This window comes from Pedobacter xixiisoli, assembly GCF_900215335.1.
GTDB classification, from domain to species: Bacteria; Bacteroidota; Bacteroidia; order Sphingobacteriales; family Sphingobacteriaceae; genus Pedobacter; species Pedobacter xixiisoli.
Genome location: NZ_OCMT01000002.1, coordinates 1102419 through 1119348, shown reverse-complemented (window position 1 = coordinate 1119348; position 16930 = coordinate 1102419). Strand labels below are relative to the sequence as shown.

The 16930-nt window shown below is 36.0% G+C and carries 14 protein-coding genes; 12 read left to right on the top strand and 2 right to left on the bottom strand.

Features of this window, described 5'->3' with window-relative positions; genetic code table 11:
* The first annotated feature begins 13 nt into the window (after positions 1–13).
* The 5 genes from CRO54_RS11070 to CRO54_RS11050 all read left to right on the top strand — a co-directional run bounded on the left by CRO54_RS11070 (position 14) and on the right by CRO54_RS11050 (position 7261).
* Positions 14–304, top strand: coding sequence for a cell division protein ZapA (locus tag CRO54_RS11070; protein ID WP_097131908.1), 291 nt, complete (start codon positions 14–16; stop codon positions 302–304).
* A 295-nt stretch (positions 305–599) separates the two neighbouring features.
* Positions 600–2162: a ribonuclease Y gene (gene rny / locus CRO54_RS11065; protein WP_097131907.1), complete on the top strand. Its 1563-nt coding sequence runs from the start codon at positions 600–602 to the stop codon at positions 2160–2162.
* Positions 2163–2324: 162 nt separating this feature from the next.
* Positions 2325–2837, top strand: a complete 513-nt coding sequence (locus tag CRO54_RS11060) for an Mpo1 family 2-hydroxy fatty acid dioxygenase (protein WP_097131905.1) — start codon at positions 2325–2327, stop codon at positions 2835–2837.
* A gap of 134 nt (positions 2838–2971) precedes the next feature.
* Positions 2972–5773: a TonB-dependent receptor gene (locus CRO54_RS11055; protein ID WP_097131902.1), complete on the top strand. Its 2802-nt coding sequence runs from the start codon at positions 2972–2974 to the stop codon at positions 5771–5773.
* Positions 5774–5896: 123 nt separating this feature from the next.
* Positions 5897–7261: a hypothetical protein gene (locus CRO54_RS11050; RefSeq protein WP_097131900.1), complete on the top strand. Its 1365-nt coding sequence runs from the start codon at positions 5897–5899 to the stop codon at positions 7259–7261.
* A gap of 37 nt (positions 7262–7298) precedes the next feature.
* Here CRO54_RS11050 and CRO54_RS11045 read toward each other — a convergent pair whose 3' ends face one another.
* Positions 7299–8474 carry a hypothetical protein gene (locus CRO54_RS11045; protein ID WP_097131898.1) on the bottom strand — a complete coding sequence of 392 codons (1176 nt, stop codon included), beginning with the start codon at positions 8472–8474 and terminating at the stop codon, positions 7299–7301.
* Between the two features lie 346 nt (positions 8475–8820).
* Positions 8821–10572 carry a lysophospholipid acyltransferase family protein gene (locus tag CRO54_RS11040; RefSeq protein ID WP_097131895.1) on the bottom strand — a complete coding sequence of 584 codons (1752 nt, stop codon included), beginning with the start codon at positions 10570–10572 and terminating at the stop codon, positions 8821–8823.
* Positions 10573–10729: 157 nt separating this feature from the next.
* On the opposite strand from CRO54_RS11040, the gene CRO54_RS11035 reads away from it, so the two are divergent.
* The 7 genes from CRO54_RS11035 to hpf all read left to right on the top strand — a co-directional run bounded on the left by CRO54_RS11035 (position 10730) and on the right by hpf (position 16734).
* A complete protein-coding gene (locus CRO54_RS11035; protein ID WP_171047878.1) occupies positions 10730–11626 on the top strand; it encodes a ComEA family DNA-binding protein in 897 nt (298 codons plus the stop codon).
* 139 nt (positions 11627–11765) lie between these two features.
* Positions 11766–12293, top strand: a complete 528-nt coding sequence (locus tag CRO54_RS11030) for an adenine phosphoribosyltransferase (RefSeq protein WP_097131890.1) — start codon at positions 11766–11768, stop codon at positions 12291–12293.
* A 289-nt stretch (positions 12294–12582) separates the two neighbouring features.
* Entirely contained in the window at positions 12583–13737 is a 1155-nt protein-coding gene (locus tag CRO54_RS11025; protein WP_138765806.1) for an acyl-CoA dehydrogenase family protein, read from the top strand.
* Between the two features lie 208 nt (positions 13738–13945).
* A complete protein-coding gene (locus CRO54_RS11020; protein ID WP_097131888.1) occupies positions 13946–14857 on the top strand; it encodes a hypothetical protein in 912 nt (303 codons plus the stop codon).
* A gap of 178 nt (positions 14858–15035) precedes the next feature.
* Positions 15036–15230, top strand: coding sequence for a 30S ribosomal protein S21 (gene rpsU, locus CRO54_RS11015; protein ID WP_097131887.1), 195 nt, complete (start codon positions 15036–15038; stop codon positions 15228–15230).
* A gap of 255 nt (positions 15231–15485) precedes the next feature.
* The gene (locus CRO54_RS11010; protein ID WP_097131886.1) at positions 15486–16373 is read left to right on the top strand and encodes a tyrosine-type recombinase/integrase; all 888 of its coding nucleotides are present in this window, start codon (positions 15486–15488) and stop codon (positions 16371–16373) included.
* A gap of 13 nt (positions 16374–16386) precedes the next feature.
* Complete coding sequence (hpf, locus tag CRO54_RS11005) at positions 16387–16734, top strand: ribosome hibernation-promoting factor, HPF/YfiA family (protein ID WP_097131884.1); 348 nt, start codon at positions 16387–16389, stop codon at positions 16732–16734.
* The last annotated feature ends 196 nt before the right edge of the window (positions 16735–16930 follow it).

Sequence of the window (16930 nt, the reverse complement as noted above, 5' to 3'; positions counted from 1 at the left end):
CAAAGCTACGAAAATGGGAGAAATCTCGATTAAAATAACTATCGCCGACCGCATTTACCCTTTAAAGGTAAGTATGGAAGAAGAGGAAATTGTGAGAAGGGCGGCAAAAATTATCAACGAACGTATAAAAGACTATCAAGAAAATTATGCGGTTAGAGATAAGCAAGATTTGCTGTCGATGGCAGTTTTACATTATGCAACAGCAGTTTTAAAAGCCGAGCATAAGGTACAACACCAAGACACAACAGTTGCTGATAAAGTTGAGGAGTTAGATAGTTTATTGAACGGATTTTTCGCTAAATAAAATGTTCTTTATGCCTTTTTGAAATTCAAAAGGGTTTTCTATAGCTATAAATTTGGCCGTGGCTAAATTTTTATGTTTCTTTTAATTGATGTGGCTGCACATTTGGAACATAATAATTTAGTAACGGCTTTTTTTATATACAAAACCTAGATGGTGCGGAGCATCATCAACATAAACAACAACTAGAAAATGGAACCGTCGGTTACGACAGCTCCATTACCAATAAAAACAAACAATAGACAATGGAACCATCGGAAACGATAGCTCCATTACCAATAAAAACAAAAACTAGACAATGGAAATATTAGGAATCGTAGGATGCATACTTGCCAGCTTAATTGTTGGTGTGGTAATTGGCAGATACCTGCTGCGTAACCTGTTAAAGCAACAGGAAGTAGCGGCACAGACAAAGGCGAAGAAAATTCTAAAAGATGCAGAGAATAATGCCGAAATCTTAAAGAAAAATAGATTGCTCGAAGCAAAAGAGAAGTTTTTGCAAATGAAAGCCGAGCACGAGCAGCAAGTTAATTCGAGAAATAATGAAGTTGCGCAACGCGAAAACAGTATCAAACAAAAAGAGCAATCACTAAACTCAAAACTAGAGAATGCCAATAGAAAAGAGCAAGATTTAGATAAGCAAAAAGATAATCTAGAAAAACAAACCGCTTTGGCTGTTAAAAAACAGGAAGAAGTAGATGTGCTTAAAAATCAACACGTACAACAATTGGAAACTATTGCGGGTTTAAGTGCCGAAGAAGCTAAAAACCAGTTGGTAGAAAACATGAAAGCAGAAGCTCGTTCGCAAGCTTTAATGCAAGTAAAAGACATTGTCGACGAAGCTAAATTAACCGCAAGCAAAGAAGCGAAGAAAGTAGTTATCCAAACGATTCAACGTACTGCGGCAGAAGCCGCGATTGAAAACTCAGTTTCTATTTTCCATATCGATAACGATGAAATTAAAGGTCGTGTAATTGGTAGGGAAGGCCGTAACATTCGTGCTTTAGAAGCAGCTACAGGTATCGAAATTATTGTAGATGATACTCCAGAAGCAATTATCCTTTCAGGTTTCGATCCTGTGAGAAGAGAGATTGCTCGTTTGGCTTTACACCGTTTGGTAACCGATGGTCGTATTCACCCAGCTCGTATCGAAGAGATTGTGGCGAAGACCAAAAAGCAAATCGAAGACGAAATTATTGAGATTGGTGAGCGTACGGTTATTGATTTGGGTATCCACGGTTTACACCCAGAGTTAATTAGAATGGTGGGTCGTATGCGTTACCGTTCTTCTTACGGACAAAACTTATTACATCACTCTCGTGAGGTAGCGAACTTTTGTGCTACTATGGCGGCAGAATTGGGCTTAAATGCTAAATTGGCTAAACGTGCTGGTTTATTACATGATATAGGTAAAGTGCCTGATGATAATCCAGAATTACCGCACGCTATTTTGGGTATGCAATTAGCAGAGAAATATAAGGAACATCCAGAGGTTTGTAATGCGATTGGTGCCCACCACGACGAAATTGAAATGACTTCGATGATTTCTCCAATTATCCAAGCTTGTGACTCTATTTCCGGTGCCCGTCCAGGTGCTCGTAGAGAGGTAGTAGAAAGCTATATCAAGCGTTTGAAAGAATTGGAAGAATTGGCATTGTCTTATCCAGGTGTAGAAAAAACTTTTGCGATACAAGCAGGTAGAGAGCTACGTGTAGTGGTAGAAAGCGAAAGAGTAACCGACCAGCAAGCAGAATTGTTAGCTGCAGATATCTCAAACCGTATCCAAACTGAAATGACTTACCCAGGTCAAATCAAGGTTACTGTAATTAGAGAAACTCGTTCGGTAGCATTTGCGAAGTAAACGATTTCGTCATTGCGAGGCACGAAGCAATCTATCATGAATTTAGAAATCGCTTTAAGGTTGCTTCGTGCGTTGCAATGATGGTTTAAATAAAGATACAAAAACTAAAAGCGATAGATTCCTATCGCTTTTCTTATTTTTACAATTCAAAATTAACCAAATATGAGCAAGACTGTAAAAGCCCCAGAAAAAAAGCCTGTAGATATCTTATTCGATAAATACGCAGAAAGCCATCAAGATGGAACTAATAAGTTAATCCACTGGATTTGTGTGCCGCTAATTGTTTTTAGCTTGCTGGGGCTAGTTTGGCAAATTCCATTTCCTAAGTTAGATTTTTTGGGACAATACCAGACGTTCCTTAACTGGGCTTCCTTTTTACTCGCCTTTTCGCTTTATTATTATTTTACACTTTCTCCGGTTTTATTTTTCTTGATGATATGGGTGGTAGCGGCCATGAGCTTCGTCATTGTAAAAATAGAATTGATTGTAGGTCTAGGTAGCGGAACGGCTTATGCTATTTACGCCCTTATTTTTGTACTTGCTTGGGTGGGTCAATTCATCGGTCACAAGATAGAAGGTAAAAAGCCCTCATTTTTAGAAGATGTTAAGTTTTTGTTAATTGGCCCAATTTGGTTATTACACTTTATATGCAAGAAAATTGGCTTAAAATACTAATTTAAACGCTCTTAAAAAGCCATGCTGGCGGGCTTTAACAATTTGTTAACCTGTGGATAAACAAATGGTAATTTCAAGCTAACATGAAGCTAACATTGTGATAATAGTTTTGCCCTAATTAAAAATAAGGCAAATTGAAATCACAACTAACTCTAAAAAAAGCACTGCTCACCACTACCTTGGTGTTATTAAGTGTATTTGTTTTCGCACAGGGAACAGGAAAAATCGCAGGAACTGTAACGGATAAAACTACCGGAGAGACACTGATTAGTGCCGCTGTTAAAGTAGTAGGTTCTAATAAAGTTGCAGGAACTGACGCTAATGGTAAGTACTCAATTGGTGGCTTAGCAGCAGGAAAATACACCGTAGAGGTTTCTTACGTTAGTTACCTTCCAAAAATTATCAAATTAGTTGAAGTAAAAGATAATGCTACAACTACCTTAAATATTGCTTTGGAAGAATCTAGCGCTACATTAAATCAAGTTGTAGTTGCTGGTAAAGCAAATAAGGAATCAAGTAACGCACTTCTTGCTGAGCGTAAAAATTCAACTTTAATAGTTCAAAAAATCGGAGCACAAGAGCTAAGTCGTAAAGGTCTTTCAAATGTGGCTGAAGGCGTAAGTAAAATTGCTGGCGTATCAATGGTGGGCAATAAAAACGTTTTCGTTAGGGGTTTAGGAGATCGCTACAACAACACTACACTAAACGGATTACCAATTCCATCTACCAATCCAGATTTGAAACTAATTCCTTTAGATATCTTTCCAACTTCGGTAGTTAAAAACATTGGTGTTACTAAATCTTACTCGCCAGAATTGTACGGAGATTTCTCAGGAGGTTCTATTGATATCGTAACTAAAGATTATCCTGACCAAGGTTTCTTTAAAGTTGGTTTGTCTAGCGGTTATAACTCAATTACTACAGGTAAAGACTTTTACACCACACAAAGAAGCTTCTTGAATGTTGCAGGTTTTGATAGAGGGGAAAGAGCAATGCCAGCTGTGGTAGCTGGAACTAAAAGCTACGAATCCACCAACTTTTCAAACCCAAAGCCTGGTTTTGCAACACAGTGGTCGCCGGAACAAATTAAGGCACCAGTAAGTACAGGCATTTCTTTTGTTGGAGGTGACTTGTATGATTTAGGTAACGGAAGGCAATTTGGTTTTTTAACAAATTTAGGCTACAAAAACGATTTAAGATATAACGATGGTATCAGCGCTATTTATAATGCTCAGCAGGCACCAGATTATCTTTACCAAACAGAAAGATATAGCTTCACTACTAATACATCAGCATTAATAAATCTATACTATAAAGCAGGAAGTAAAAGCAGTTACTCTATTACAGGTTTGTATGTAAATGATTCTAGCAATGACATCTTTGATCAACAAGGTTTCAAATCTGATTTAAGTGGTGATATTTATGCTAGAAGAAATTCTTATGTTCAAAATTCACTTTTGACAAGCCAGTTTTCAGGTACAAATAATTTTAGTGATAGATTTAAATTAAAATACACTCTAGGTTACACTAATATTACAGGTAGCACTCCTGATAGAACTCAGAATAGTTTTATAGATAATAAAAATGGTTCTTACTCATTTCTAAAACTTAATAACAGTGATAACCACAGGTTTTTTGCTGATTTAAATGAAGATGATTTTTCAGGTAGTATTTCTGCTGATTTATTGTCTAAAGGAACAGAATCCTCTTTAAAAAGTTTACAATTCGGTTTTCAGGGAAGATATAAATCAAGAGTGTTTAATTCAAGACAGGTTGAAACTCGAATAGGCTTAAATCCTACATTTACTTTAGATCAAGTAGACAACTACTTAAAAGATAGTAATTTAGGTAGCGGTAACGATGCGAATACATTTAGATATACAGAATCTTATTACGCACCAAATGATTATGAGGCTGATCTTTTAATTGCCGCTTCATTTTTAAATTTCAATTTTGAATTTAACAATAAATTGAAATTAATTGCTGGTGTTAGAGCAGAGTATTCTCAACAAAACACTTATTATAAATTAGGTAGCCAAACTTACGATTCTCCTTTTAGAGTTAAAACCATCGATGGTTTAGATGTATTACCTGCTGTTACATTAAAGTATACTATTAATGATAAGGAAAATGTTCTTTTAGCAGCAAGTAAAACTATTTCTCGCCCGCAATTTGTGGAAGCAGCGCCATTTAGATACAATGTTGGGTTTGGTATAGCTGAAGGTGAAGGTAATCCTGACTTAGTAAATAGTAACAATTATAACGTGGATTTGAAATACGAGTTGTATCCATCTACAGGTGAATTGTTTGCAGTGAGCTTATTCGGAAAATACATTGACAAGCCAATCGAATTAAGCCAAGTAAATTCTGCGGATCCGTTGTTTACCTATATCAATACAGATAATGCAACTTTAGCTGGTGTGGAGTTAGAGTATAATAGAAATATTGGTTCAATTTTCGGATCATCTTCAAAAGCACTACAAAATATGTCTCTCGGATTTAATGGATCTTACATCTACAGCAAGATAGAAATTAGTCAAGAAACGATAAACAATTCTGCAAAGCCTATCGCTCCAACTAATCGTTCGAGACCTTTGTTCGGTGCATCTCCGTATCTAATTAACTTCGATTATAGCTACAAGCATAATTGGTCAACTAGGTCCAATACAACCTTAACATTGGCTTACAATATTTACGGTAAACGTTTATTCGTAGCTGGAGCACAGCAGTCAGGAGACATTTACGAAATGCCGGTTAATACCTTAGATTTTGTAGTGAATACAAAGCTGGCTAACAAAATAGGCTTAGATTTCTCTTTCGGCAATCTCTTAAATCCAAATATCAAATTTCAACAAGAGTATAAGGATAATAATCTAATCTATAATCAATACAAAAAAGGTGTAAATGTAGGTGTAAATCTTAACTATACTTTCTAATCAATATTAACAATTAATTAATGTTTAATTGACGGACTGATAACGGTAAGCTAATCTAAGCTTAATACAAGTGCTGTTACTTTGTGTTGATCAAAAGATTGAATATAAACAAATTAAAAAAAAATGAATAAGCTAAAATTTTCAAAATTTCTTTTAGTTACAGCTTTAGCAAGTGTGTCTGTGTTTACAGCTTGTAAGAAAGATAAAGGTGCCGATGAAGAAACTGTACTTAGAGGAGACTTGGCCAATGGAACGGTTATTACTGGTGAGTTGGTTAACGATGTAACTTTGTTAAAAGGCAACTCTTATGTATTAAAGGGTGGTGTTCACGTTAAAACGGGAAAAACCATTACTATTCAAGAAGGTGTAACTGTAAAATCTGATGCTAATGAACCAGCAACAGCTTATTTGTTAATAGAACCAGGTGCTAAAATTATGGCACAAGGTACTGCAGCTAGTCCAATCATCTTTACTTCGGGTGCAACTGCTCCTAAAGAGCAAGATTGGGGAGGAATTATCGTTTGTGGTTTAGCTCCTGTAAATGGTGAAGGTGGTCGTATTGCTTCAGAAATGGGTGCTGGTGTAACTTATGGTGGTACTAATGCAGCCGATAATTCAGGTGTTCTAAGATATATCCGTGTAGAATATACTGGTAAAAAGCAAACTGCCGATAAAGAGCACAACGGTTTCACTTTTGAAGGTGTGGGTAACGGAACAACAGTAGAATATTTATCAGTGTACAGAGGTGGTGATGATGCTTTTGAATGGTTTGGTGGTACTGTAAATGTAAAATACCTTTTCGCTTATGGAGCGCAAGATGATACTTTCGATTGGACTTTCGGTTGGAATGGAAAAGCTCAATTTTTAGTAGGTGTACAAGCAGATGGTGTGGCTGATAGAGGTATAGAAGCTGATAATAGCAACAAAAACCGTACTGCTAGCCCTTACTCTAACCCTACTATCTCTAACGTAACTTTAGTAGGTTCGTTAACTGCTAAAACTGGTGATGATCCAACTAATGCAACAGATGTAGGTAAAACAACTGGTTTGAAATTACGTGAAGGAACAAGAGGAAAGTTACATAACTTCGTCGTTTACAACTTTAATAACGGTGTTGATGTAGAACATGATGAGACATTAAACAATGTTGCAGATGCTACACTTATCATCAAAAACTCGGACATTTCAAATGTTAACCCTTGGGCATTGAAACATACTTTGCCTTCAACTACAGGAGCTACTCGTCCTCCGTTTACAGGCGTTAATCCATTCATCTCTGCAACTTATGCAAATACTACAACTGCATCAAGTACTAGACCATCTTACATGACAAGCGTGTTTGTAGGTACTACTGCAACTGACGCGATCAACCCTACAACTTTAGACGCATTCTTTACTGCTGCTAATTATAAAGGTGCTGTGCAAACTGGTTCAGATTGGACAAATGCTGCTTGGGTAAGAACAGATAAAAGAACATTTCCTAATTAAATAATTAAGAAATTAAATGCAAAAAGGTGTACTGTAGCTATAGTACACCTTTTTTGTTTTCAGGCTCATAGGCATATACAATTTCGTAAGCAGCCCTTTTCAATTTAGGTGGAAGTTTACCTATTGGCAAATCTTTAATTTGAGGGGTAGGTTCGCAAACTGTATAATCTCTATTATTGTAGCTAATAGTCTTTCCTACAGGTTTATTAAACTGAACCGCCATGGTAACGTGTGTTGGATATAAAAGAACGATCATAGGTAAATCGTAAATCTCCTTTACGAGATAGAAAAATAATGCAGCCCTATCATCACAGTCACTATGTTCATTCAGTAACGTTTGTTCAGGAGACAATCTCTTTTCTTTACCGAAATTTTCTATGTCATTTTCGTATAAGAATGAATTTCTAGTAAAGCGCATGAGGTAGTCTACGCCATTTTTTTGAGAGAGATTACTAATGTTCTTTTTCAATAAAGGAATTAAAGATCCATAGGTTTCTTTGGTCATTGGAATATTGAAATAGTATTTAAAATCAACACCCGGATAATTTTTAAATATTTTCTCAACTTCAGGGCTAACCTTTAGATCAAAGTGATAATCTTTCATTCCATACCTAAAAGCCAATTTGCGTTCACTATAATTTTTTGGGTCAAATTCGGGCATCTTAGTAATCTGATACGAGAATGCCTTTTTCGAATCTGCTATACCTATCATCTCAGTATCTGGCATAGATGTAAAATTGGTATGGGCATAGTCATGGTAATTTAAACACATATACTTTTTGTCGCCCATCATTACGTATGGTATATCGAAAATATTCTCATCGTTATATACATACATAATAATTCTATTGTCGGTAATTACTAAACGAGTATCGTAACCAGATTTACCTAGAAAGAACCATTTATAAAGAGTATAGCGTTCAAAATTTTGGTTTTTTGGACTAATAGTTTCCGCTGTTTTTCTTATCAATTGGTAAAATAACCAATCATTTAATTGCTTCTTTCTTTTATATGAAATTAAAGAATCTATTATTGGCTGATAATTTCCTTTCTCAAGTTTATCGTAAACGTTAGCTATGCTTTCTGTATTTAATCCAAATTTCTGCGGAATGGAAATAGATGAATCAAGCGCTATGTTAAATGTGTCATTGTAAAACTCAAAACTATAGAGCTGCGCCTTTGCCGTGGCAAAAGCGAATATATTTATCAGCATTGCCAATAAAAATGTAAGGCCGTATCTCTTGAGTAAATACACTTATTAACATTGAGTTAACAATAAATTTAAGTAAAGTTAACTTAGTAATGCAAGAGAAATCTTCAAAAAAAAGCCGTTTTTACTCGAATTTGATTTTTCCTGTTAAGTAAATATAAAATAACCTAGTTTTTACAGAGGCTTAACATTGCAAACTTACATTTGTGACGTTAAATATTTGGTTAGTATTTATCATACAGTTTAGGTTAGTTGATAGCACAGAGCCCCGATGGATGTCGAGGCTTTTGCTTTTTATATCGTTTTTGAAACTATGCTTGTCAACTGAGAACTGTCAACTGCAAACTAACTAAAGGTTCTTTCCAACCTTTTCCAAAATATCTGCAGGAATTTTATGCGTATCTACTACCAAAAATCCATCTAAACAATCCGAAAATTTAGGGTCGATGTTGAAACAAATGATTTTGGCATTTAAGTTCATGTACTGGCGCAACAACACAGGTATTTTAATATGGTTATTTTCGATATCTCCAATCAGTCCGTCCAAATCCTTCAAGCTTTCGCTCTGTTCAATCAATAAATCAGTATCTATCGGACTAAGGTCTGCCTTAAATTTATTTCTTGGTTTTACATAATGCGCCATTTCATAATCAAAGTGGTTTTTGGTAATGAAATCTACAATCAACGATTTACTGAACTTCGAAAAACTATTGCTGATACTCACGGGGCCAATCATATAACGATACTGCGGGTTTAACATCAGGTATTTCAAAATCCCTTTCCACAGTAAGAAAAGTGGTAAAGGTTTAAGCTGGTACTCCTTTCTAATCCACGAGCGTCCTAACTCAATACCTTGCCTTAAAATCGGATAAAAAGGTTCTTTTATTTTAAATAGCTCCGAAATATAGAAACCACGTTTGCCCATCGTATCTAAAATTTCATCGCCTTTTCCAATACGATAAGCACCTACAATCATATGGGTTTCTTTGTCCCAAATAAAAAGGTGGTTATAGTAAATATCGTAGTTGTCTAAATCTATTTTTTTATTGGTTCCCTCACCAACCTGTCTAAATGTAATTTCTCTTAATCGGCCAATTTCTCTTAAAATATGAGGTATGCCCGTTGTTGGTACAATATAAACCTCGTAGTTTTTCTCTTCCCAAACCCTATATTCAGCTAAGCCGGCTACTTCTTTAGCCATCAAATCTTTAGGTGTCTCTTCAACTATTTCGGCTGGCTTTTTCTTAATCTTAAATAGGTTGATCGGGTTGAAGAGCTTTCTTTCTTGTTCTAAGCTAGTGCCTAAAGCATAAGTTCTGGCTCTTAAAAAATCTAATAATTTATTGGTGTCTTTATTGTAATTGATGTCTTCAATCTTGATAGGCTTGCCAATACGTACTTTAATTTTTAAGCCTTGTTTGTTCAAAAATTCAGAAGGCAGCTTGGCCGTTCTTAGCGTAGGGTGTATAAAGCTCAAGATATTAAATAACACGCCGTTATTGCCATGAAAATAGATAGGCACTACTGGTAATTTCGCTCTTGCAACCAATTTACCTACTACAGGGTGCCAAAGCCTATCGGTGATTTCCTGTTTTTCCAGGTTGAACGTCGATACCTCACCCGCTGGAAAAATTCCTATTGGCGTACCGCTTTGCAATAAATCAAAAGTTGATTTTAAACCGCTGATGCTTGAAGAGTGCTGTACATTCTCGAAAGGGTTTACCGCAACAAAGAATTCACTTAGGTTAGGTATTTTTTTAAGGATGAAGTTAACCATTACCTTAGCTTCTGGCCTAACAGTACAAAGCAACTTTACCAAGGCCAAACCTTCTACGCCACCATAAGGATGGTTGGCAATGGCAATAAATCCTCCTGTTTTGGGGATGTTTTTTAGGTCATCCTCATCAAAATCAATAGAAACTCCGATAGTTTCTAATATCTTATCTACAAATTCTAAACCCTCAAAATGCTGGTTCATGGAGAATACCTTATTAATGTCGTTCAGTTTCATTACCTCCATTAACAGTGCGGCCAGTCCCGGAACCCCCAACTTATCTATCTTCGTTGCCTGTGCAAATTCTTGTTTAGTAATAATCTTCATGTACAAATAATAAGGTTAAGTATAACTGCGATATCGAATAAGTATAACGCAATGTCAAAAATAAGATTTATTTTAGAGTTACTATCTAAACTATGAAAACATCTTGACTTCTTGTGCCAAAAGAAATCAGATTGAATTCATCAAATACCTATGAATGATGGAAAAATGGCTAAGCAACAACTTCGGTTTTAGTAAACGAGAGTATAATGGACTTTTGTATCTAGTGATAATAATTGTTGTTGTCACCTTTATACCTTATATATATCAGTTTTATTTTCATACAAAGTCGATAAATGAAATTGCTGAAAAATTAGCAGTGCAAAAATTGGTGTTGGTAGACCGATACAATAAGAAGAAATATAGCAACACTCGTAATGAGATTGAAAATTCAACTGCAAAACGAACAGTCCATTACTTCGAATTTAACCCTAATACAATTACCGAAAAAGAATGGCAACAATTTGGTCTTTCTTATAAACAGGCGATGTCTATTGTAAACTATGTGAAAAAAGGCGGTAAGTTTTACAAACCAGAAGACTTAAAACGGATGTATACGATTTCGCCAGAGAAGTATGAGGCGTTGTTGCCTTACGTAGCCATCCCCAAAACTGAGCAAGTAGATAAAAAGCCAGCCTTTGCTTACACTAAAAAGGAAGCCGTAATTGTAGAGATTAATACCGCAGATACTTTAGAGCTCGATAAGATTAAAGGTGTTGGAGCTGCATTTGCCCGAAGGATTGTGAAATATAGAGAACGCTTGGGCGGATTTTATAACAAAGAGCAATTGTTTGAAGTCTTTGGCGTAGATACCCCAAAATTTAATGAGATAAAAGACCAAATTAAAATCGATATGGCAGGTATTGCGAAATTAAACATCAATACAGTAGAGTTTGATGATTTGAAACGACATCCTTACCTAACTTTTAAGCAAATGAATGCCATTATACAATACAGAAAACAGCATGGTCCTTATAAAAGCATAGCTGATTTGGGTAAGGTGCTTATTTTAAAGCCCGAAACCATCCAAAAGATAGCGCCATATTTAAGTTTCTGATACTAGGCTATTAAAGATGAACTATTAACCATCAGCCATCAGCTGTTAACTATTATCCATCAACTATCAACTAAAATACCTTACTTTTGGCTTTCAATTTTCAACCCTGAACTTTTTGACTTTCAACTTTTAACTCAAAATGGTATCCGATAAAATCAAACAAATTATTAGAGACGTTCCCGATTTTCCAAAACCTGGGATTATTTTCAAAGACATTACACCAATATTAAAAAATCCAGCTTTGTGCAATGAAATTGCCGATGCTTTGGCTGCGCAGCTAGCAGGTGTTAAAGTTGATGTGGTTGCCGGAATAGAAAGCAGGGGTTTTTTATTTGGTTTAGCTTTGGCGCAAAAATTGAATGTTCCTTTTGTACCTATCAGAAAAGCGGGTAAACTTCCGTATAAAACTATCCAACAGTCTTACGATTTGGAGTACGGAAGTGCTACTTTAGAAGTTCACGAAGATGCTTTTGAAACAGGACAAAAAGTGTTAATCCACGATGATTTGTTGGCAACTGGCGGAACTGTGGTTGCTGCATCAGCTTTGGTACAGAAGCTAGGCGCTGAAGTAGCAGGCTATTCTTTCCTAATCAATCTAGATTTCTTAAATGGTAAAGACAGACTAAAGGTATTTAGTGATAAGCTTTTTGCCTTGGCTGATTACTAAATCAAAGCTTTTTCGATAAAAAGGTTTCAATATAAGCCTCATTTCAAATTAATTTAAAAAAAAGTTTCAATTTTAGAAGCTTGTATTTTGTTAGGTTTTTGGTGCTGTTCACTAAATATTTGAACCACATACCAAATCATTCCACTTAAAGAAGAATATTATTGCTTTGAAAGTGTAATTTAATTTGTTTAACATTGCCCTTAACCAAATATAAATCTTACTAAACTGTTTAAATGCACAACGCTACAACGCAAGGTATTTAAGCAGTTTTTTCTTTTAACAGCAACTTATGAATCAAACAGGAGTGAGTTTCCAAGAGAGTGAAAACCGTACCATGATTAAGAAGATGGTGCGTGATTTTGCAGAAAAAAACATTCGTAAGAATGTAATGGAATGGGACGAGGCACAGCATTTTCCCGTAGAATTATTTAAAGAACTTGGCCAAATTGGCTTAATGGGCGTTTTGGTTCCGGAAGAATATGGTGGCTCTGGTTTTGGCTATCAGGAATATGTAGATGTAATTGTAGAGGTGGCCAAAGTTTGCGGCTCTATAGGTTTGTCGCTGGCAGCGCATAATTCCTTATGTACTGGCCATATTCTAGCTTTCGGTAACGAAGAACAAAAAGCGAAGTGGTTGCCTAAATTGGCTACCGCAGAATGGATTGGCGCTTGGGGTTTAACCGAAGCGAATACAGGTTCGGATGCTTTGCGCATGCAAACTACAGCTGTTTTAGATGGCGATGAATATGTGATAAATGGTGCTAAAAACTGGATTACTCACGGAAAATCTGGGGATGTTGCCGTAGTAATGGTGCGTACAGGTGAAGCTGGAAGTTCCAAAGGGATCTCGGCGATTGTGGTAGAAAGAGGTACAGCAGGTTTCAGTGCTGGTAAAAAAGAAAATAAACTAGGCATGCGTGCATCAGAAACTACGGAAATGATTTTTGACAACTGCCGTGTACCAAAAGAAAATTTATTGGGTGTAGAAGGAGAAGGCTTTAAACAAGCTATGAAAGTACTTGATGGCGGGCGTATTTCTATCGCTGCATTAGGTTTAGGTATAGCAAAAGGAGCTTTTGAAGCTGCCTTAGCTTATTCTAAGGAAAGACAGCAGTTCGGTCAAAGTATTTCGAGTTTTCAGGGGATTAGTTTTAAATTGGCAGATATGGCCACTGAAATAGAAGCAGCAGATTTATTGATTCGTCAGGCGGCAGATTTGAAAAACAGACATCAGCCAGTGAGCAAAGAGTCTGCAATGGCTAAGTATTATTCTTCGGAAGTAGCGGTAAGATGTGCTACGGAAGCTGTGCAAATTTTTGGAGGTTACGGCTATACCAAAGATTTTCCAGTAGAGAAGTTCTACAGAGATGCTAAACTTTGTACGATAGGCGAAGGAACCTCAGAAATCCAAAAAATTGTAATTGCCAGAGAGATTATGAAATAATATTTTTCTTTTTTTGAAATTTTAGCCACAGATGCACGAATGTTATCATAAATAATTTGTGCATCTGTGGCTTTTTACTTGTGGGGAGTGTTTTCCAAATATTTTTTACGAAAATAGGGTAACAAATTTTAATGCTAGTTGATATGCTTATAAACAGGGTGGAAATTAAACTCCCTAAATAGATAAGCTCATTTAAAAAACTAGTATTATGAAAAATTTAACTTTAATTGCATTAGTTGTAATAACTACATTGTTTGCCTGTAAAAAAGATAAAGGAAATGATGAAACTAAATTAACCTTGGCAGAATTTAATGCTAAGTTTTCTGTTCCTACTCAAAAGTTTAATGGCACAGGAGCAACTGCATTTAGTATTACTGGAACCAAAGGGATGAAATTTGATTTCCCCGCCAACTCATTTATCGATGCCAGTGGAAACCCAGTAACTGGTGCTGTAGTAGTAAGCTTGAAAGAAGTTTTAAGCAAAAGAGACATCATTCTTTCTGGTAAGGTAACTCAATCTAACGGACAATTGCTGGTATCGGGGGGCGAATTTCAGATTTTAGCTAGCCAAAACGGTCAAGCGCTTAGGTTAAATCCAGCAATTGCTGTAGCCGTAAAGGTGCCAACAACATTTAATACCGCTCCAATGGATTTATTCGTATGGGCGCCAACTGCTGCCTCAGATAGCACTTGGGTATTAGACCAAAAAGCAAGGGTAGCCACTAGTACCGATTTCTATCAATTCAATTTGCCAGGCTTTGGCTGGGTTAACTGCGATTATTTCTACAGTAATCCAAATCCTAAAACAACCGTTACTGCTAGCCCAGTTTATGCAGGCGCAGCTCCAAGTATTAAAGACCAAAGAGCATACATGGTTTTTGATGATTTGAAAACTGTTGCAGGCTTGCCATTTGTATTGGCTGTGAATAAGCACCAGTCTTATCTCAATTCTATGCCTATTGGTTTAAAAGGTAAATTGGTGGTTTTATCTACCGATGTAAACGATGTCATTTATTTTGGGCAAACCAACTTTACCGTAAGCGCCGATTTGCACTTAAATGTAAATGTTGCACCAGCTACAGCAGCCCAAATAGATGCATTTTTAAATACACTCAACTAATATTACGCTCACACTTTATAGTTTCTGGTTTGATAGAAGGGATGCTCGCAAGGTATCCCTTTAATTTTTTTAGAAATAAAACAGTAAAAACTTTCTCTTTTTCAATAAATTACCTACATTTGCAGCCCCAAGCATAAAAGCTGGGATTAAAAAAAACGAGAGGAGGTATTTCAACGTTATGATCATGATCAATATTAAAGATGGTGAATCGTTAGATAAAGCGTTAAAGCGTTTTAAGAAAAAATTCGAAAAAACTGGTGTTTTAAGAGAACTACGTAGCCGTCAAGCATACGAGAAAAAATCTGTAACTCGCCGTACTGAAGTTAAGAAAGCGGTTTATATCCAAGGATTAAATCAAGAAGGAACAATTTAATTCCTTTTCGAATGAACATATAAAAGAGGATACCTACTTAGGTGTCCTCTTTTTTTATATCTAATCTTGTTGAAGTTCGTCCCATTCTTTATAAACTATACAGTTTTACGTAATAAATAGCAACTTTCCTCCTTACATTTCCTAAAGTTTGATGTAATTCAATGCATCGAAGGATTTTGGTCATTATTTGAAAAAAACCTTTGGTGATGTCGTTTTCTTTTGTAAATTGACTCATCAACCAATCTGAAATGTAAAATGCTGATCAACGATTTTTTCACTTATTTACAGTATGAAAAGCGTTATTCGCCGCACACCTTGCAGGCGTACAAAGCAGATTTGCAACAATTCCAAGATTTTCTACAGGCTGATTCTCCCACTAACATAGTTGATGTAAGAGCGGTCGATATCAAAAACTTTATGGTAGAGTTGCTGAAAGAGAAAAAACTCACCGAAAGTGCCGTGAATAGAAAACTGTCGTCACTAAAAAGCTTCTACAAGTTTTTGCATCGCGAAGATAAAATAGCTTCGAATCCAGCTAGGTTGATCAAGACACTGAAAACACCAAAAAAACTTCCTGTTTTTGTTGAGGAAGTGAAAATGGACGCATTGTTGGACGGAGAACATAGCTTTGATGATAGTTTTGCTGGAAAGAGAGACAAGTTGGTGGTAGAGCTATTGTTTGGCACAGGTATGCGTTTGGCAGAGCTTATAACTTTAAAAGAAGAAGATTTTAATGAATACGAAGGCACGGTTAAAGTGTTGGGCAAGAGAAATAAAGAAAGGTTAATTCCTTTGCATAAGGCACTGCAAAATGAGGTGCTAGAATTTATTTCATTGAAAACTTTGCAAAATTTCGACAACAAAAGTGCTTACCTGGTCGTTACCAATAGTGGTGATCAGGCATATCCAAACCTCATTTACCGTATAGTAAATAGTTGTTTGAAATTAGTATCTACTCAAGAAAAGAAAAGTCCGCATGTGCTGCGACATTCTTTTGCGAGTAGTTTGTTGAATAGGGGGGCAGATTTAAATGCAATTAAGGAACTTTTGGGTCATGCTAGCTTGGCGGCTACGCAAGTTTACACGCACAATTCAGTAGAAAGATTAAGGTCCATTTATAAACAAGCCCATCCTAGGGCGTAAAAAAGGAGGAAAAATGAAAATTAGAGTACAGTCTATCCATTTTAATGCAGATAAGAAGTTATTGGAGTTTATTCAAAAGAAAGTAGATAAGTTGGATCAGTTTTTTGATCAGATTATAAGTGGTGAAGTTTACCTAAAACTAGAAAATGTAGAAGATGAGGCAAACAAAATAAGCGAAATTAAGCTGATAGTACCTGGCGGAACTATGTTCGCAAAAGAACAATGTAAGTCTTTCGAGGAAGCGACCGACTTGGCAATTGAGTCATTAAGGAAACAGATTACTAAACATAAAGATAAAACTAGAGCAAAATTGAGTGAACATAAAGCACTGACTAGTGCGGATGAACTATCTGATTATTAGAGCGATATTTTGCAGTAAAATCATAAAGTGAAATTGGCGAGCCTAGGCTCGCCAATTTTTTTTTAAAATAAATTTGCAACTAAGAATAATGCATGTATATTTGCATTCCATTTCGGAAACGGCTAGGATAGCAAAGAAAAAATGGTTCGTTCTGTGAAGAGAAAAAAAAATAAAAAATGTGCGATTTAGTAGGTAA